Source organism: Actinobacillus minor NM305 (genome assembly GCF_000175195.1).
Lineage (GTDB): Bacteria > Pseudomonadota > Gammaproteobacteria > Enterobacterales > Pasteurellaceae > Haemophilus_A > Haemophilus_A minor.
On record NZ_ACQL01000122.1, the window covers coordinates 1 to 19,027 of the forward strand.

The 19,027-nt window shown below is 38.2% G+C and carries 18 protein-coding genes and 3 tRNA genes; 7 read left to right on the plus strand and 14 right to left on the minus strand.

Annotated features, from left to right (window positions below; translation table 11 throughout):
* Positions 1–67 precede the first annotated feature (67 nt).
* Positions 68–1,351, minus strand: coding sequence for a glutamate-1-semialdehyde 2,1-aminomutase (gene hemL / locus AM305_RS09500; protein WP_005825420.1), 1,284 nt, complete (start codon positions 1,349–1,351; stop codon positions 68–70).
* A gap of 253 nt (positions 1,352–1,604) precedes the next feature.
* On the opposite strand from hemL, the gene wecA reads away from it, so the two are divergent.
* From wecA to AM305_RS09515, 3 genes are all read left to right on the plus strand, one after another.
* A complete protein-coding gene (wecA, locus tag AM305_RS09505) occupies positions 1,605–2,669 on the plus strand; it encodes a UDP-N-acetylglucosamine--undecaprenyl-phosphate N-acetylglucosaminephosphotransferase (RefSeq protein ID WP_005819007.1) in 1,065 nt (354 codons plus the stop codon).
* Between the two features lie 12 nt (positions 2,670–2,681).
* Positions 2,682–3,452 carry a hypothetical protein gene (locus tag AM305_RS09510; RefSeq protein WP_005825423.1) on the plus strand — a complete coding sequence of 257 codons (771 nt, stop codon included), beginning with the start codon at positions 2,682–2,684 and terminating at the stop codon, positions 3,450–3,452.
* Between the two features lie 86 nt (positions 3,453–3,538).
* Positions 3,539–4,747 (plus strand): aromatic amino acid transporter, encoded by a 1,209-nt coding sequence (locus AM305_RS09515; protein ID WP_005825424.1) that lies wholly within the window; start codon positions 3,539–3,541, stop codon positions 4,745–4,747.
* 61 nt (positions 4,748–4,808) lie between these two features.
* Here the strand turns inward: AM305_RS09515 and AM305_RS09520 are convergent, their stop codons facing one another.
* From AM305_RS09520 to AM305_RS09575, 12 genes are all read right to left on the minus strand, one after another.
* Complete coding sequence (locus AM305_RS09520) at positions 4,809–5,102, minus strand: YfcZ/YiiS family protein (RefSeq protein ID WP_005825427.1); 294 nt, start codon at positions 5,100–5,102, stop codon at positions 4,809–4,811.
* 143 nt (positions 5,103–5,245) lie between these two features.
* Positions 5,246–5,321: transfer RNA gene (locus tag AM305_RS09525), tRNA-Gly, on the minus strand.
* An 11-nt stretch (positions 5,322–5,332) separates the two neighbouring features.
* Positions 5,333–5,419: transfer RNA gene (locus tag AM305_RS09530), tRNA-Leu, on the minus strand.
* A gap of 153 nt (positions 5,420–5,572) precedes the next feature.
* Complete coding sequence (locus tag AM305_RS09535) at positions 5,573–6,247, minus strand: phosphoglycolate phosphatase (RefSeq protein ID WP_035294449.1); 675 nt, start codon at positions 6,245–6,247, stop codon at positions 5,573–5,575.
* 21 nt (positions 6,248–6,268) lie between these two features.
* Positions 6,269–7,321, minus strand: coding sequence for a [citrate (pro-3S)-lyase] ligase (gene citC, locus AM305_RS09540; protein ID WP_005825431.1), 1,053 nt, complete (start codon positions 7,319–7,321; stop codon positions 6,269–6,271).
* A gap of 82 nt (positions 7,322–7,403) precedes the next feature.
* Positions 7,404–8,198, minus strand: a complete 795-nt coding sequence (gene lgt, locus AM305_RS09545) for a prolipoprotein diacylglyceryl transferase (protein WP_005825433.1) — start codon at positions 8,196–8,198, stop codon at positions 7,404–7,406.
* A gap of 48 nt (positions 8,199–8,246) precedes the next feature.
* Positions 8,247–9,038, minus strand: a complete 792-nt coding sequence (locus AM305_RS09550) for a sulfite exporter TauE/SafE family protein (protein ID WP_005825434.1) — start codon at positions 9,036–9,038, stop codon at positions 8,247–8,249.
* A complete protein-coding gene (gene rppH / locus AM305_RS09555) occupies positions 9,038–9,670 on the minus strand; it encodes an RNA pyrophosphohydrolase (protein WP_035294451.1) in 633 nt (210 codons plus the stop codon). The genes AM305_RS09550 and rppH overlap by 1 nt, the downstream gene beginning before the upstream one ends.
* 465 nt (positions 9,671–10,135) lie before the next feature.
* On the minus strand, positions 10,136–10,636 hold the full coding sequence (gene tpx, locus AM305_RS09560; protein WP_005825438.1) for a thiol peroxidase: 501 nt from the start codon (positions 10,634–10,636) through the stop codon (positions 10,136–10,138).
* 97 nt (positions 10,637–10,733) lie between these two features.
* Positions 10,734–12,815, minus strand: coding sequence for a peptidase domain-containing ABC transporter (locus AM305_RS09565; protein ID WP_005825440.1), 2,082 nt, complete (start codon positions 12,813–12,815; stop codon positions 10,734–10,736).
* Positions 12,816–14,069: an HlyD family secretion protein gene (locus tag AM305_RS09570; protein WP_005825442.1), complete on the minus strand. Its 1,254-nt coding sequence runs from the start codon at positions 14,067–14,069 to the stop codon at positions 12,816–12,818.
* 238 nt (positions 14,070–14,307) lie between these two features.
* Positions 14,308–14,637: a hypothetical protein gene (locus AM305_RS09575; RefSeq protein ID WP_005825446.1), complete on the minus strand. Its 330-nt coding sequence runs from the start codon at positions 14,635–14,637 to the stop codon at positions 14,308–14,310.
* 316 nt (positions 14,638–14,953) lie between these two features.
* Here AM305_RS09575 and AM305_RS09580 point away from each other — a divergent pair, with 316 nt between their 5' ends.
* From AM305_RS09580 to accA, 3 genes are all read left to right on the plus strand, one after another.
* Positions 14,954–15,679: a 1-acylglycerol-3-phosphate O-acyltransferase gene (locus AM305_RS09580; RefSeq protein ID WP_005825448.1), complete on the plus strand. Its 726-nt coding sequence runs from the start codon at positions 14,954–14,956 to the stop codon at positions 15,677–15,679.
* Positions 15,680–15,691: 12 nt separating this feature from the next.
* Complete coding sequence (locus AM305_RS09585) at positions 15,692–17,098, plus strand: multicopper oxidase domain-containing protein (protein ID WP_005825450.1); 1,407 nt, start codon at positions 15,692–15,694, stop codon at positions 17,096–17,098.
* 119 nt (positions 17,099–17,217) lie between these two features.
* A complete protein-coding gene (gene accA / locus AM305_RS09590; RefSeq protein WP_005825452.1) occupies positions 17,218–18,165 on the plus strand; it encodes an acetyl-CoA carboxylase carboxyl transferase subunit alpha in 948 nt (315 codons plus the stop codon).
* 169 nt (positions 18,166–18,334) lie between these two features.
* On the opposite strand, the gene AM305_RS09595 is transcribed toward accA, so the two are convergent.
* Positions 18,335–18,410 (minus strand) — tRNA-Thr (locus tag AM305_RS09595).
* Positions 18,411–18,574: 164 nt separating this feature from the next.
* Between AM305_RS09595 and AM305_RS09600 the strand changes: the two genes are divergently transcribed.
* Positions 18,575–18,913, plus strand: a complete 339-nt coding sequence (locus tag AM305_RS09600) for a carboxymuconolactone decarboxylase family protein (RefSeq protein ID WP_005818349.1) — start codon at positions 18,575–18,577, stop codon at positions 18,911–18,913.
* The last annotated feature ends 114 nt before the right edge of the window (positions 18,914–19,027 follow it).

Below are 19,027 nucleotides of genomic sequence, written 5' to 3' on the forward strand. Positions count from 1 at the left end.
ATTTATTTTGGGTTTGTCATCAGTCTAAACCCTGTATAAGTTATACAGGGTCATTAATAAATTATATTTATTTTAATTTAGCAAGCGCTCGGTCTGCTGCCTCAAGTGTTGCTTGAATATCTGCCTCAGAATGGGCAAGCGACATAAAGCCAGCTTCAAAGGCAGATGGCGCAAGGTAAACACCTTCCTCAAGCATTAAGTGGAAGAAGCGGTTGAATTTAGCGGCATCACACTTCATCACATCTTGGAAGTTGTTGATTTCTGCTTGTTCAGTAAAGAATAAGCCAAACATACCGCCAACATATTGTACGGTCAGCGGCACACCGTGTTTATCCGCTAATGCTTTGAAACCTTCTGCCAATGTCTTAGTTTGAGCCGCAAGTTTTTCTTCATTGCCTGCTTTTGAAAGTTCTGTTAAGCACGCTAAACCGGCAGCCATGGCAATCGGGTTGCCTGATAATGTACCTGCTTGATAAACCGGACCGGTTGGGGCAATAAATTCCATAATCTCTTTTTTACCACCAAAGGCGCCGACCGGCATACCACCACCGATGATTTTACCAAGCGTGGTTAAATCTGGGGTTACGCCGTAGTAACTTTGAGCGCCGCCAAGTGCAACACGGAAGCCTGTCATCACCTCATCAATAATAAAGACTGTGCCATATTGCGTACAAAGTTCACGTAAACCTTGTAAGAAATCGGCTTTTGGCGGAATACAGTTCATATTACCGGCAACAGGTTCGACAATAAGACAAGCGATCTCATTTGGATATTGTTCAAAGGCTTCTCTTACGGAGTCTAAATCATTATAGGTGCAAGTAAGCGTATGTTTAGCAAAGTCAGCCGGTACGCCCGGACCAGATGGCTGCCCCAAGGTTAAAGCCCCAGAGCCGGCTTTTACTAATAAAGAATCGGAATGCCCGTGATAACAGCCTTCAAATTTAATGATTTTGTCGCGACCGGTATAACCTCGAGCTAAACGGATTGCCGACATCGTTGCTTCTGTACCGGAACTTACCATTCGCACCAATTCAATAGACGGCACTAATTTACACACAAGCTCTGCAAGGGTAATTTCACTTTCTGTTGGCGCACCGAAACTTAAACCGTTTGGTACCGCCTTTAATACGGCATCAATAATCGCAGGGTGATTATGCCCGAGCACCATCGGTCCCCAAGATCCTACATAGTCAATATAACGTTTACCATCGCTATCGGTAATGTAAGCCCCTTCGGCTTTTTCAATAAATACCGGTGTACCACCTACCCCTTTAAATGCACGAACCGGAGAATTTACGCCACCTGGGATGACTTTTTGTGCTTTTTCAAAGAGTTGTTCTGATTTTGACATTGTTGTTTCCTTTGCGAAATTTTGACGAAATTTGACCGCTATTTTACTGGAAAACCGGTCTAAAAAGAAATGGATATATAAACAGAGCTTACGTATAAGCTTAATGAAAACTAGGTGGGTCTGTTATCAGCCCTACATATACAACTTTTCGAATAACAAGCGGTCATATTTTAGAAAACTTTTTCAAGATTTTCACCTTTTATGCTATGCTTCACGCAATTTTATCGTCTCACTTTTTTTGAGGAAAACGTCTATGTGGCTTACCTTTTTAGCCGTTATCTTGGTTTCCTTTGCCTCACTGATTTTTATGCGTCCTGTCGCAGAAAAAATTGGTTTGGTCGATAAGCCAAACTTTCGTAAACGTCATCAAGGATTGATCCCATTAATTGGGGGGATTGCATTATTTTTGGGCAATCTTACCTTCTATCTCTTTCAATATGACATTATGCCATTACCCGGGTTATATTTGCTCTCGGTCACTATTTTGTTAATTATTGGAGTATTAGATGACCGTTTCGACATTAGCCCCGCATTGCGTGCCGGTATTCAAGCCGTACTCGCAGGAGCAATGATTTACAGCGGTTTAGAATTAGAAAGCCTCGGACAAATCATTGCGCCCTTTAGTATTAAACTTGGCTTTTTAAGCTTGCTCTTTACCGTATTCATTACGATTGGGGTAATCAATGCCTTTAATATGGTGGACGGTATCGATGGCTTACTGGCTGGGCTTTCTAGCGTGAGTTTCGCCGGTGTCGGTGCATTAATGTGGATCAATGGCGAACATGCGATTGCATATTGGTGTTTAGCTATCATTCTTACTTTGTTACCTTATGCACTCTTTAACCTGAGTGTGTTTGGTGCAAAATGGAAAGTCTTTATGGGAGATTCCGGCAGTACCCTGATTGGTTTTACCATTATTTGGATGCTCTTACTCAGTACCCAAGGACAAGGCCATGCTATTAGCCCTATTACCGGTTTATGGTTGATTGCGGTTCCGCTCATTGATATGGTGGCGGTTATTTTCCGCCGCTTGAAAAAAGGTAAAAGCCCGTTCAGACCAGACCGCTTGCACTTACACCATCTGTTGATGCGTGCAGGATTAACCTCTCGTCAAGCATTGGCGGTAATTACATTCTGGGCTGCAATTTGTGCCACTATTGGGGTATTAGGCGAGATCTATTATTGGAGTCAATCCGCCATGGTACTTGGCTTTATTGCCCTCTTTTTTCTTTATGCTTACTCGATTGTCCGTGCATGGAAAATCACTCGATTTGTTCGCCGTATGAAACGCCGTGCAAGAAAACAACAAAAAATTTAAAAGGTCAAAATGATGTTTCGTAAACTTTTCGCTACAATTTTAGTTACTGCAGTAGGTGCTGGTGTGGGTTTTGCCGGTGCCAAATTTCAACCAACACAATGGCAAGCCTCTGCACAATTTGAACACCCCCAAACCGCTGAATTAGGTAATTATTTGACGCTCTTTTCCACTTACCATTTAATCAGTGGAGATACCGCTGCAGCAGATATAAGCAAAATGGAAGCCAAAGCGGCGGAAGCAAGTTACACTGAATTTAAGAAAAATATTCAATCACAAGAGAAATTAGCACAATTTCTCACAAACTCCGCACTTGTGAAAGCACAAGCTAAAATTGAAGGTATTTCTGAACAAGCTATGGTGCAACAGCTGAGTAAACATTTCCAATTTACCTCGGGAAATAACCAACCTGATACACTCAGTCTGACCTCGTTTAGTACACAAGAAGCGGATAATCTATTTGGCGAATACTTACGCTATGTAAATACTCAAGCTAGAAACACCTTAAATAATGATCTCATTGCAAAATGGAAATCTTTATTCCAACAGGTCAAATCTGCTGCAGATGCAAAAATTGATGTAAGTTGGGAAAATAAACTCAAAATGATGAGTTCTGTACAACCACTCGATGATAAATTAGTCGCATTCCGTTTTGCTAAAGCTCCGGCAATAACAGCAGCTCCAAAACCTTATATTGAATGGACATTATTTGGCGCTGGCGCAGGCTTTATTTTAGGCTTATTGTTAGTTCTAATTCTCGGTTCATCACGCAAACCGCAAGACTAACGCTTTTATTTACTCTTTTTGCGGTCGTTTTTGCTATTTTCTTATCAAAAACGACCGCTTGTTTTTCTTTCATATTAGGAGAACGCATGAAAAAACAACCTTCCCTTTTTGGAGGCGCATGCATTATTGCCGGTGTCTGTGTTGGGGCTGGCATGTTAGGACTACCCGCTGCTGGCGCCGGAGCTTGGACAATTTGGACGATCATGGCGATTACCTTTACCATGCTCGTCATGACATTTTCAGGCTGGCTTTTACTTGATGTTTATAAAGACTATGATCTACGAGCTTCTTTTAATACCGTAACGCAAAACATTCTTGGCAATAAAATGAATATTATCAACAACATTGCCGTATATTTCGTTGGCGGTATTCTTTTGTATGCCTATATTACGGCTTCTGGCGGTATTCTTGAAAATCTCACGCATTCATGGATTGATTTAGGCGAATTCGGCTCCCGTATTTGGTCGATTATTTTCGTTGGGTGCTTTTCGTTCTTTGTTTGGCATTCCACGCGTTTAGTCGATCGCATTTCCGTGATATTAATTCTCTTTATGGCGATTTCGTTTGTGCTTAGCATCTCTGGCTTGATCACAAACCTGAATGTTAGCTATCTTTTTGATACACAGAATACGACCGGCACAGACTATACGAAGTATGTTCTTGCAGTTTTCCCTATTGCCTTAACCTCTTTCGGTTATCATCACTCGGTATCTTCCATGCGAGCCTATTATGGCAATGAAAAGCAAGCTAAATATGCTATTTCAATCGGAACATTTATTGCCTTAGTGCTTTATCTTTTATGGGTTATCAGTATTTTTGGCGTGTTACCTCGAGAAAAATTCGGGCCGATCATCGCAAGTAATAGCGAATTGGATATTTTACTGGATAGCATTGGCAACATTTTAGAAACGAGCTATATCAAACAAATGCTCAATGCATTTTCTATTGCTGCCATTCTTTCTTCTTTTATTGGCGTAGGCTTAGGAACTTTTGACTTCCTCGCCGACTTTTTTAAATTTGATGACAATAAAAGTGGAAGAACAAAAGCTTGGGCGGTAACTTTTCTCCCTCCGCTTTTTTTCTCTTTACTTTCGCCACTTGGCTTTTTAAAAGCAATAGGCTATGCCGGCGCAGTTGCAACACTCTGGACGTGTATGACCCCTGCATTATTAGCCTATAAAACTCGCCGAGGAAACCGCTTCTTAATTGCGATAGTCTTTTTCTTTGGCGTATGCACTGCGCTCTTCCATTTTCTAGCCATGTGGAATGTATTGCCCGTATTTAAAACGGCGTAATCCCAAATCAGATAAAATAGCCCCTGATATCACACTTGATTCAGGGGCTATTAACTCTTGGTTATCTTACTGCCATTTGGAATAATATCACTTCAGCTTGGCAACTAAATTCAATCCACATTTTCATTAAAAATCTATCTGCAAGCGGTTGAATTTCACTACGAATTTGACAAGGTTCTGTTTCCACCGATTTTGCTTTTTCTGTAAAAAATGCGACCGCTTGTTCTGCCTGTGTTTGCGTATCGTAAATGGCTTCAAACGCAAGAGATCTTTCTGCATTATCCAGCATTGAACTTCCTTTTAATTTACACATATTACGGGCTTCATCTGCTTTTTGTTGTAATGTTTTGCTCATATATCTTTTCCTTCCCAAAAAATCATTAGGTAGTATTTTACGCTTTTCTACGTCTAAAGGTAATCAGCTAGAAAGAAAATAAAAGAGAGGGGAAATTTTAGATATAAAAAAAGCACCTCATGGTGCTATCATTATATTTAGAATGGAGCGGGAAACGAGGCTCGAACTCGCGACCCCGACCTTGGCAAGGTCGTGCTCTACCAACTGAGCTATTCCCGCGTTTTCTAAAATGGTGCCCGAGGCCAGACTTGAACTGGCACGCCCCGAAAGGCGAGGGATTTTAAATCCCTTGCGTCTACCGATTCCGCCACTCGGGCACTTTTCAGTGCTTGGTTAGTATCGCTAACCAACGACGTGCATTATAGAGAAATTAGAAATGAAGTCAAACATATTTTCTCATTTTTTTATTGTTTGGATAAATAAAAAACGATTGTTTTATTTTTTGAACAAAACACACCTCGGAATACTTTCTATTTAGCTAACTCTATAATGTTGAGCACTTCTGCAAAATCAGAAATCACAAAAGTTGGGCGAGATTGCTCAATCGGAACATTATAGTTATAACCGTAAGTTAAACCCGCCACATCGCAACCTGCGGCTTGAGAAGCAAGGACATCATTTTCTGAATCGCCTACAAAAAGCAATTCATTCGGTTGAATACCAAACTTCTCGCAAATAAATAACATAGGATCAGGGAACGGTTTAATTCTTGGTAAGGATTGCCCACCTAAGGTTTCGCTAAACAGATGATAAATACCAAACGAAGATAACACCGGCTCCACTAATTTAGTCGGTTTATTGGTAATTACCACTAATGTAAAACCTTTGGCTTTTAACGCTTCTAATGTTTCTTTCACATTGGGATAAAGCTGGCTCTCTTCACACACATAAGTTGCATAAAACTTATCGAAGCTCACGCGCATTTGAACCAGTTTCTCTGCGTCAAACACCTTACCGGTATAAGCAATCGCATTTTGGAAGAAAATATCGGCACCTTTACCAATCCAAGTCAGCACTTTTTCTTGGGTAGTTGTTGGTAACCCGTGCTCCAAAAACATTGAATTTACCACTAACGTCAGATCCGGTAAGGTATTTACTAAGGTTCCATCTAAATCAAAACCAATCACTTTATATTTTGAATTCATCATTTATCCTATCCTTATTGTTTAATAGTGAATAACATTATCGCTTTGTTGAATACGCTGAATAATCGGCTGAGCTTCAGGGCTGCAAAAAAACTGATAGCTGGTTGGTGGCAGCATTGCTTTTACTCGCTCAAAATCATTCTCTTTAATCGCCTGCCGTACCGCAGAAGCGCTAATAATTTGTTGTGAATTTGCCTTACGAGGCACAACGATACACTCAATCCCCTGCATTGGAAGCTGAGTTTGCATAATTTGGTTATAAAGGTGCGTAACACGGCTAAACGGCTCATCTCCCACATAGCGGCGTTGAATCCCCAGGGCTTTGGCGATATGACCAAAAATTTGTAAATCTAACATCGCATTACTTTCAATGACCGCATTATCATTTTCTTGAAAATAACTCGGGAAAGTCGCCGAACTAATAATATAAGAACCGCTCTCGTGGCAATACACATTTGGTAAATGTGCAACACCTGCCTGTACAAGTTTTTTGCGCACCTGAAATGGTACGAGGCTTTTATCTTCACTCACAATAAAAAGATGCACAATATCGTTTTCTGCTGCTGCCTTTTCAACTAAATACTGATGACCTAACGTAAACGGATTGGCATTCATTACCAGTGCTGCCACTCGCTGCCCTACTTGTGGGGTTGGCGCACAAGCGGTTAAATTTTTCAAATAATTCGCAAAACCTGAACGCTGATTTTCCATAAACACAATCTGATTTTCAATTCGAGCAATTTCATAAAAACTCAACGTTTGGAAAAATTTTGCAGACTCGCATTTGGTGTAAAGAAAAATATGTGGGTTGCCTCGCTCAAATTGTTCATTGATGAGATGAGTGACAACCATATTCATCAAACCTTCACCTTGATGTTTTTTGGAAACCGCCAAACAACGCAGACTATTGGCAAAACAGCTTCCTGTTGCAATAATCTCATCATTTTCATCGTACATGGCACAGGTATAATCTAAATTTTTATCACGGCGAATGCCCTCTTGTTCAAGCAAGTCATCAATGGCTTGATAAGCCTTTTTATCTGAGGCAAACACCTTGCCAATGGCATAAGACATTATTTCTCCTAAATTATGAAAAGAAGCGGTTAAATTTTTCTCCGACTTTGCAAAGTCTTCTTCAAATTTAACCGCTTGTTGCTTATTTTTGATTTCGTTTATACGCCCAAAGCATAATGACTATTCCACCGATAATCATCGGTAAAGAGAGCAACTGCCCACGGGTAATTAAGTCGCTAGCTGTATTCACATTTGGGTCAAAATCACGCACATATTCCACTAAGAAACGGAATACACCGTAACCAATGAGGAATAAACCGGCGACAGAGCCTGCCGGACGAGGTTTGCGAATAAACCATTGTAAAATAAAGAATAAAACAACACCTTCTAAAAAGGCTTCATAAAGTTGTGAAGGATGACGAGGTAAGTAGCCACCATTTGGGAATAATACCGCCCAAGGTACATCCGTAACTCGCCCCCAAAGTTCATCGTTAATAAAGTTACCGATACGCCCCATCCCTAAACCGAATGGAATAAGCGGTGCAATAAAATCAGAGGTTTGCCAGAAACTCCGTTTTTGGCGCGCGGAGACCCAAATCATCGCCACGATAACCCCAATTAAACCACCGTGAAATGACATCCCCCCTTCCCAAATGCGAAATAGGAAAAGCGGATCTTGTAAGAAGCGGTCGAAATTATAGAAGAACACGTCACCGATACGCCCCCCCAAAACAACACCCCAGAAGCAGGTATAAATAAGTTGATCAACGTTTTCTGTTGTCCACACACCATTGGAATTTTTCGCTCTGCGCATACCCAACCAATAGGCGAAACCAAAGCCAATGAGGTACATTAAACCGTACCAACGAAGCGAAATCGGCCCAAGACTAAAAATAATCGGATCGATTTGTGGAAAGGTAATAAATTGTTCGTTCATTGTTTTTCCTAATTAAAAATCCCCCTCAAAAGGGGGAGTAACAAAGGTTTATTTCAAAAACATATTGATCGCAATGACCACCAACATCACTGCAAATGCTTTTTTCAATGTGGCGACAGGCAGTACATTTGCGGCATTTGCGCCTAGTTTTGATGTAAAGTAAGAAGTCATTGTGATACCCAAAAGCGCTGGCAGATAGACATAGCCTAAAGAGTAATCCGGCAAGTCTTCCACATTCCAACCACTGGCGATAAAGCTAAAGGTACCGGAAAGCCCTAAAAAAGCCCCACAAAATGAAGATGTGCCGATAGCGCGTTTCATTTCTAAACCTCGTCCATTTAAAAATGGCACGATAAAAGCACCACCACCAATACCGGCAACACTGGATAATGCACCAATAATGCCACCTGCAATCACGGTTGTTTGAGTAGTAAGCGGTTTAATTTTTTGCTCTTTTTTCAAAGAAAAAATCATCCGCAATGCTAAATAGACCACCATCACGGCAAACAGTTTCGACATTAATTTCGCATCTAAGCCACTAATAATTAAGCCACATAAAAAGACAGAAATCATAATCGAAGGAATAAACACTTTACTGACATTCCAATCGACATTACCTAATTTATGATGACGCTGAGCGGAAGAAAATGCGGTAATCACAATGGTTGAAAATGATGTACCTAATGCCGCAGACATTACATGCTCTGGCGAAACACCGGCAAGTGGAAGCAAATACACCAAACTTGGCACAATAATCAAACCGCCTCCGATGCCGAATAATCCTGCTAAAAAGCCGACAACGGTACCTAACGCTAAACAACTTAAAAATACTTCAATCATCACTGTTTCCCTTTTGGTTGCCCTTGCCATACACGATAAGGTCGGCGTTTCTTAAATTCTTGCTTGGCGTATGGTTTTTGATGTTCACGCCCTTCTTGTCCTCTTGATTTTTCTCGAGGCTTCTCAGCTTTTTCTTCGGAAGAAGGTAGAGTTTCATTTAATAAAACCGAGGCAAATTCTTTCATCACTTTTCGATAAACATCTCGTTTAAACGAAACCACTTGCCGCACAGGATACCAAAAACTCACCCAACGCCAGCCATCAAATTCAGGCATTTTTGTTGTTTTTAAATTGATATTGGCTTCATCACTAACCAACTGCAGTAAAAACCAACGCTGTTTTTGTCCAATACAAACCGGTTGAGAACCATTACTCTCACGCACAAGCCGCTTAGGTAATTTATATTTCAACCAATACTTAGATGCCCAGATCAATCGCACATCTTTCTTTGTTAAGCCGACTTCTTCAAAAAGCTCACGGTACATTGCTGTTTCAATGTTTTCACCTTCGTTAATTCCGCCTTGTGGGAATTGCCACGAATTTTGTCCAAACCGTTTTGCCCAGAGAACTTGCCCTTGCTTATTACAGATGACGATACCAACATTTGGGCGATAGCCATCGAAATCGATCACTTCACACCTTAATTGTTTAATTAAAAATGTTGAGATTGTTTCACAAATAGGGCTTTTATACAAGCCGAAAAGGTTATTGTGCATAAATCTGTGGATAAGTTGTCAGATCTCATAAAATTATGCGTAGATAACCAGTCTGAACCCTGTTCCTTATTCATTCTTTTGCGCTTTCCAAAACGATCATTTTGGCGATCTTTTTCTACTGTACGGATCTTCATTTTTGCCGAAAATTTCAAAAAGATCTGGATAACATTTCATACCTTGTAAAATAATTGTTATTTATGCACAAAAGCCAGCAAATTATCCCCATCAACTGTGGATAAAAATGTGATAGATTTAAAAAATCAAAGTGTATAACTTAAAGAAAGTGAGCAAAGAAAAGAAAAAAAGTAAGTAAAACAAGATCTTACTTACTTTTTTGTGATTGGGGAAAAATCTAATTTTTTATAGATTATTTTTTAATCATTACCCTAATGTTGCCAATGCTGCTTCATAATTCGGCTCTTGTTTAATTTCTGACACAAGTTCGCTGTGTAATACACGATTTTGTTCATCTAAAACGATAACCGCACGTGCCGTTAAGCCTGCAAGCGGTGAAGATTGAATATCCACACCAAGTTGAGTATGCAGCGCTTTGTTACGGAAGGTTGAAAGTGTTTGTGCATTTTCAATCCCTTCTGCACCACAAAAACGTGCTTGGGCAAAAGGTAGATCTGCTGAAATACAAAGCACAACTGTATTATCCAAATTCGCTGCTTTTTGGTTAAAAACACGCACAGAAGTGGCACAAATTCCCGTATCAATACTTGGGAAGATATTTAATACCTTACGTTTTCCGTCAAATTGACTTAATGCCACATCTTCTAATCCGTTATTTACAAGCTGAAAATCAGCGATTGTTTCGCCAGCTTGTGGGAAATGCCCTGCCACAGTAATTGGGCTACCGGCTAAAGTTACGTTTGCCATAAAATCTCCTTAAAGATCACTCAAAGAAATAAATAGTTTAACTTTTACGATCATATGTCTGATACATTATATAGGTTCCTAATAAGCTTAATATTCGTTATTGAGCTAAATAAATTATTCTACTAGCCGAATTTATCGTTGTTTCTCTATGAGCCACTATTACTCGTGTAATATTTAAATGGGCTATAGCTTGATTAATAGCTTGTTCATTAATTTCATCTAAATGGCTGGTCGCCTCATCCATTAATAGAACCTTTGGTTTCTTATACAACGCCCTTGCAATAAACAATCTCTGCCTTTGCCCTCCTGAAAGATTATTTCCTAATTCTCCCAACAGAGTTTCATAATTCATTGGCATTTCCATAATTTCATCATGAATATTAGCAAATTTCGCACAGGTTATCGCAAATTCTCGATCATATTGCTCATCAAAACTTACAATATTTTCCAAAATGGATCCTGAGAAAAATTTATCATCTTGTAGCACACAAGCAATATACTTACGATAAGTAGATAATCCAATTTGCATAATATCCATTTTATTAAAATAAATATGACCCGATGTTGGTTTTAATAGACCTGCAATTAATTTTAGCAGAGTCGTTTTTCCATAGCCAGAAGGCGCTACAATAGCGACACTCTCACCTGCTTCAATTCGTAAATTTAGCTTATTAAGCACAGGTTTATTAAATTGATCGTATTGAAATGAAAGATCACATACCTCAATACTTGAATCTATATTTGAACATAATTCAACTTTTCTACTACTATCTTCTATCTCATTTAATGCAATATCCGCAATACGCTCACGGTGCAATGAAAGAATTTTTAAACTGAAAAATATATTTATGAGATTTCCCATTCTTGAAGAAAAAGAGCCTCGATAAGCATTAAAAGCAACAAACATTCCTAACGTCATATTACTTTCAATAACCATTGTTGCCCCAATCCAAAGAATTAGAATTTGCTCCGATGTGGAAATAAGGGTATGAACTCCAGAGAATAACATATCTAATTTAGTTACTTTGATAGAAGTATTAAATGTGTCAGCGTTTAATGACATCCATTGCTCTTGTCTTTTATAAGTCAAATCAAGCGCTTTCAGTGTTACAATACCATATAAAGTTTCCATAAAATGAGAATGAGCTTTGGCATTTTTTATAATCTGTTCTTCATTGATTTGGCGGTAGACCCAATAAGTCATCACTCTTAAAAGAAAATAAATGAAAGAAAACACTAGTACCACCCAAAATAGCCAGCCCCCATAAAGACACATCATAACAATTAGGCTTATAATCATAATGCTATCAATCATAGCTGATACAATACTACTTGTTAATGTCTGTTGAATAGTATTAAGGGAGCTAAATCTTGAATGAATGTCACCAACCTGACGTTTTTCAAAGAAATCTAAAGGCAATTTTAAAAGATGAGAAAAAAAACTAGCTGTCCATTGAAAATTAATGAAATAGTTCATTTTCAAAGAAATCCAAGCTCGTAGCATACTTACAATGCTACGAAAAAGCGTAAACAAAAATAATCCGATACAGATAATAATCAATAGAGATTGATCTTTAGCTTGCATAACGTGATCCATCACTAGCTGTGTACCTATTGGTATTAATAAAGTAATCAATTCTATAACCATAGATAATGAGAAAAGTTTTATTAATTCACTTTTAATACCTGAAATATGTTTTAATGTCCCATATAAACTAATTGTATTTTCAGTTGATTTTTTCTCAAATTTAATCTCTGACCATAATTCTAATGCAACACCAGTAAAAGATCTTGAAAATTGTTCCCTACTCAATTTCTTTTTACCAAAGGCTGGATCGTGAATAATAAATTTTGTTTCTGTTGCTTTAACTAATACGACAAAATGATTAAAATTCCAATGCAAAATACAAGGTAAGCGTAATTGTGTTACTTCTTCTAATTCGAGAGATAAAGGGCGAGAAATTAATCCAACATCGTTTGAAATGCTTATTAAATTTTGTAGCGTAACTCCCCTAGAAGAAATGCCATATTTATTACGTAGTTCAAATAAATTCCCTCCACCATTATAATAGCCTAACACCATTGAAATACATGCTAGACCACACTCTGCTTTTTCTGTTTGAAGTACAATTGGCACTCGTCTAAATAAATCAAAGTTTAAAACTTTTATTCCTTTCATTTAATTTCCCATATTTTTCGTTAAGTTATAAAAAGGAAATAATATCCATTCATACAATTTTCTTTTTTCTAAGAAAAGAGTAGCTTCTGCTTTCATACCACTCATAAAATATAAAATAGTATCGTTATATTGAACATATTGATCTTGAATATCTACAATAACCTTATATAAAGGAATGTTTTGTTCTGCACTTTGGGGTAGGTTATTATAAAAGGCTAGCTCTTGCAAAGAAGCAGGTAGAGTAGAAATGCTTTGAATTACACCTTCAAATTGTCCAAATTTCTCAAAAGGAAAAGCTTCATATCGGATATTCACTTTATCATTTTTCTTTAAAAATGAAATAGCACTATTTGGAACCCAAAGAACTAATTGATAATTTCCTTTATCAGCAGGTATTATTTGAGATAAAGGATCTCCCTCTTTTACAATTTGCCCTAATGTTGCTGAAATTGATTCAATAAAACCATCTACAGGAGAAATAATAGTAAGATCAGATACGGATTCAAGTTCCATTAACCGAATATTTAAATCACTTTTTTGGATATTATAACGAATAATTTGGTTGTCAAAGTCTGTTTTACGTGTTTCTATTTCGTTTTCTAAATTTAGAATATTTGATTGAATTTGGAGAATATCCTGCTTGATTTCATTTACTAATGATTTTTGCTGAAAATAACGAGCCCTCTGTACATTAACCTCATCATTATTAGAATAGCCTATTTTTAATAATTTTTCATATCTATTGACTAATTCAGCATAATCTTGGGTACTATCTTCAAGCTCTGATAAATATAAAATCTTATCTTGTTTTATTTTTTGGTTATTTTTTATCTGCTTATCTAGACTTTGAATCGTCTTGCCTTTGTTATTTTTCAGCAAAAGAATAGCTCTATCTGTAGCTTTTATTTGTTCTCTTAATGCTTGAATAGAATTAGAGCTTATTTCACCACTACTTGTTATTCTGTCCAGTTTAATTTTAAATAGAGGATCTCCCTTCTTCACTTGTTGATGAAGTGATACATAACGTTCAGAAACATAACCAGATTTAGAGGAGGAAATAATAATAGGGTAAGATTGCATAACAATTTCACCGACTACATTTTCTCTCCTAGTATAACTACTTAAAGTAATGAAAAGAATAAAGATAATTATAATAGAGAAAGAAATAAAAACAATTAACCAACTAGGAATCGCAGATATTAACACGGCCGTACTTTTCCATTTTTTCTGATTTAAAGCTTCTTGTCTAAACATAATAATTATCAAATCAATATAAATAAATGGCAACACATCAAATTAAATATATTGCCATTCTAAAATTAATCTTTTTTATTAAAAACCTTACATATCTTGCTAAGTATTAGATAAATTAAAGCATTCACAATGGCAATTATAAATGCTTTATTTTCACTAGTTATATTATGATGCATAAGATACGTACTAATGACTAGAGAAAAAAATATCAATATAAATTCTTTTACTGACATATCTCTTACCAAGGTTGCTCTTTTTTAACGTAATCTAATAAAATTTGATCGTCTCCTATAGGCGGAAGATAATTAGAATTTATAGCTTTATCGATAAATTTTCCAGTATTATAGCCTATATAGCCTCCAGCAACTGAGCCAATTTCTCTCCCTAAGCTTCCAAATCTACTACCAATAATACCTCCCACAGAAGTTCCAATGCCACCTCCTATAACGGTAGCTGTATCTGACTTTTCAAAATATTCATCACACTCTGGACAGCCTGAATAGCTATTCTGAGTACTTGAAGCTCCACCGGATACATGATGTAAACAACACTTTTTAAGTTCTTTCATAAAACACCTCATATAAAAGTTATTAAATATAGAAATATAGAATAGATATTTGTTAAAAAGAGCCTATAAGAATTTTGCACCTCCTCATCCTATTAAACCTCTATGTAAGAATTTAAACAAAAGTCAGCTAATTCGTACTAAATTACATACTAGTGGAAATGAAAATAATTTTCAATAAAATTGAATCAAAGTACGTTATTGACATTATCAAAACGAGATTTTTATGCAAAGTGTAAGTAAATCTTGAAAGCAAGCGCTATTTGGAAAATTGAGCTAATTTCGCTATACTCCATACACTATTTTTTGAGGAACGATTATGTTAAAACTTCTCCGTATTTTGGCAGTTTTAGTCGCTGCTATCACGATTTCTGTCTTTGGCACCCTTTATGCTTTATTCCGTTTACGAAATCCAAGTTGTGTCGGCATTATTGCACGTTGGTATAGCGCAATGCACCCTTTGGTTGGCATCAAACTTATTCGCCGTCCACGTCCTGAATTTGATCAGCCGGCAATTTATATTGCCAACCATCAAAATAATTACGATATGGTTACCATCTCTTCTATGGTTCCGCCTAAAACCGTTACCATTGGCAAAAAGAGCCTGATTTGGATCCCATTCTTTGGTTTGGTTTATTGGGCAACAGGGAATATTTTTATTAACCGTGAAAAACGTAGCGCAGCGATTGATACTATGACTAAAGTCGGCAAAATCATTCAAGAACGTCAAATTTCAATTTGGATGTTTCCTGAAGGCACTCGTAGCCGTGGTCGTGGCTTGCTCCCTTTTAAAACCGGTGCATTTCATACAGCGATTGCTGCCGGTGTGCCAATTGTGCCGATTGTTTGCTCAACCTTGCATAATAAAGTAGATTTAAACCGCTTAAATAATGGCACTGTGATTTGTGAAACCTTAGAGCCGATTGATACCAGTGGATATAATCGGGAAAACATCAAAGAATTGATTGAAAAATGCCATTCTGTAATGCAAACAAAAATTGCCGAATTAGACGCTGAAATTGCTAAATTGGACGCTAATAAATAAAAGAGGTATTGCGTGAATTTAACCCGCCGCCAACTTTTTAAACGCTCACTTGTTGCTTCCACGTTGCTTTCCCTTCCTCAAACGGTTTGGGCAAGTGAGCGCCAACCATTAAAAATGCCACCGCTACTAGATGTGGGACGAGGGCGACCAATCCGCCTCGACCTTCGTCCGGCTCAAACCCAATTTGAAGCCGGTAAATTAGTAGATGTTTGGGGTGTAAACGGACAATACCTCGCCCCAACCGTACGGGTTAAATCCAATGATTTTGTTAAACTCACTTATGTAAACAACTTGCCGCAAGCTGTTTCAATGAACATTCAAGGCTTGCTTGCTCCTACTGAAATGATTGGCTCTGCACACCGTGTGCTGGAGCCGAAAAGCAGTTGGTCACCGATTATCTCAATCAATCAACCGGCTTGCACTTGTTGGTATAGCGCAAACACGCTATTAAACTCTGCCTTACAAGTTTATCGGGGTTTAGCCGGACTTTGGATCATTGAAGATAACGACAGCAAAAATGCACAGCTACCCAATAAATATGGGGTTAATGATATTCCGCTTATTCTGCAAGACGTCTTACTCAATAAAGAAGGCAAACAAGTTTTAGATACCAATAAAGCACAATTCTTTGGTAACCGCTTGTTTGTCAATGGGCAAGAGTCTGCATATTTAAAGGTTTCTCCGGGTTGGGTGAGATTACGTATCGTCAATGCCTCCCTTTCACGAACCTATGAACTACGTTTAGACAACGATCAACCACTTCATCTCATCGCCACCGGTATGGGGATGTTGGCAGAACCACTTGAGCAAAAAGTGGTTAGCCTAGTGCCTGGCGAACGTGTCGAAGTGCTTGTTGAAGTTAAAGAAAGTAACATTGGCTTGATTACCGGAGAAAAACGTGATCTGCTTGATAAAGCGAAATTACTCTTTGCCGATAATGATCAGCTAGCGGATAACGTCATTTTAGAGCTACGCCCTGAAGGTATGATTGCGGCTTTCCAACAAAAACCACAAACCGTGCCATTTAATACGGAAGATTTTCAATTTACTATTCAACAAGAGCGAAAATTTACCCTACGCCCTTTAGATTATTTGATCAATCAACAACGTTTCGACCCCAAACGGATCGATTTTAGCGTGAAAAAAGGGAGTATTGAGCGTTGGTACTTAACCAGCAATGTTGATATAGGCTTTACCTTACAAGGAGCGAAATTTATTGTCGAAACCCGTAACCGCCAACGTATTGCCAATAAATACCTTGCGTGGAAAGATACCGTTTGGTTGAAGAAAGACCAAGAAACCACCATTCTCGTCAAATTTGAACACAATGCTTCTGCCGAACTGCCCTTTAATTTTGGTGTTTCTGATTTGATGCTCCGCGATAGAGGTGCCATCGGGCAATTTATTGTGACTGAATAAGCGGTCGGATCTCTTGCTAAATTTGCAAAAAAATAGGGAAAAATGACCGCTTTTTCCCACAAATTGCTGTCTATCGGTTAGAATAGGCAGAATTTTCTGTACAACAGATAGGATAACAAATGGAATACTTAGATTTTGAATTACCGATTGCCGAACTAGAAGCGAAAATTGAGTCGCTCCGTGCTGTCGCTGAACAAGATAATAAAATCAATCTTGATGATGAAATCAAACGTTTACAAAAGAAAAGCGAAGAATTAACCAAAAAAACCTTTGCTAATCTTGATGCATGGCAAACCTCAAAAATGGCTCGCCACCCAAATCGTCCATATACGTTAGATTATATTGAGCATATTTTTACTGAATTTGATGAATTGGCAGGCGATAGAGCATTTGCAGACGATAAAGCCATTGTCGGTGGCATTGCTCGCCTTGATGGTCGCCCTGTGATGGTTATCGGTCATCAAAAAGGTCGCTCAACCAAAGAAAAAGTAATGCGTAATTTTGGTATGCCAGCGCCGGAAGGCTATCGTAAAGCCTTGCGCTTAATGGAAATGGCAGAGCGTTTTAACTTACCAATTATTACCTTTATCGATACACCGGGAGCATACCCAGGTATTGGCGCAGAAGAGCGTGGACAAGCAGAAGCGATTGCACGTAATTTACGTGAAATGTCACAATTAAAAGTACCCGTCATTTGTACAGTTATCGGCGAAGGCGGTTCAGGCGGCGCTTTAGCGATTGGCGTTGGCGATAAAGTGAATATGCTTCAATACTCTACTTATTCGGTTATTTCGCCTGAAGGCTGTGCCTCTATTTTATGGAAAAGTGCTGAAAAAGCCTCTACTGCAGCGGAAGTGATGGGCTTAACGGCGCAACGTTTACAAGAGTTAAAATTGATTGATGGCATCATTCAAGAACCACTTGGTGGCGCACATCGCAATTATGCTGAAATGGCACAAAACCTCAAACAACAAATTTTAGCGGATTTAGCCGAATTAGATACACTAGATAACGAGCAATTATTAGATCGCCGTTACCAACGTTTAATGAGCTACGGTTACTGCTAATCGCTATTTATTTAAAATTCAAGCGGTAAGATTTTGTGAGAAAATTGCAAATCTTGCCGCTATTTTTTTATAAAAATAAAAGACACGACATAGCAAATAGAATGACAAAATAAAATCTTGGATACTAGAAAGATTATTTAAAAACAAAGAAAAAAGAAATAGAGAAAAATGGTGCCGACTACCGGAATCGAACTGGTGACCTACTGATTACAAGTCAGTTGCTCTACCTACTGAGCTAAGTCGGCATATTGAACATTGCGAAAAGCAACGGAGGCGTATTATAAGGATTTTTGTGTTCGTTGCAAGCTATTTTATCAATTCTCTTTCTTTTTTTGATAAATACTTGGCAAGTTGCTTCAATTAGTCGCATAATACCAAGGCTTTTATTCATATTTATAAGGAGTCTCTCATGTCATTCCAAAATTGGCCTGAACATACAGCACATGTTAAACAAGCATTCGGGGAATTAGGTAAAAAGCACCCTAAAATGTTACAGGCTTATATGAGCTTAGATCAAGCAGCTGCCGCAGAAGCGCTTGATGAAAAAACCAGAGAACTGATCGCCATTGCCGTGGCTATCACAACACGCTGTGAAAGCTGTATTAGTGTTCACGCAGAAAAAGCGGCAAAAGCCGGTGCAACAGAAAGCGAAATTGCCGGTGCATTAGCAACTGCTATCGCTCTCAATGCCGGCGCGGCTTATACTTACGCTCTTCGTGCATTAGAAGCCGTGGATGCACAAAAATAACCGTTTTCTTCTTACCGTTATTGGAATGAAGATTCGATATCAGGAACTCACATGAAAAACAAGCGGTCGGATTTGTAATCTAAATCACAAATCTGACCGCTTGCACCTTAAATC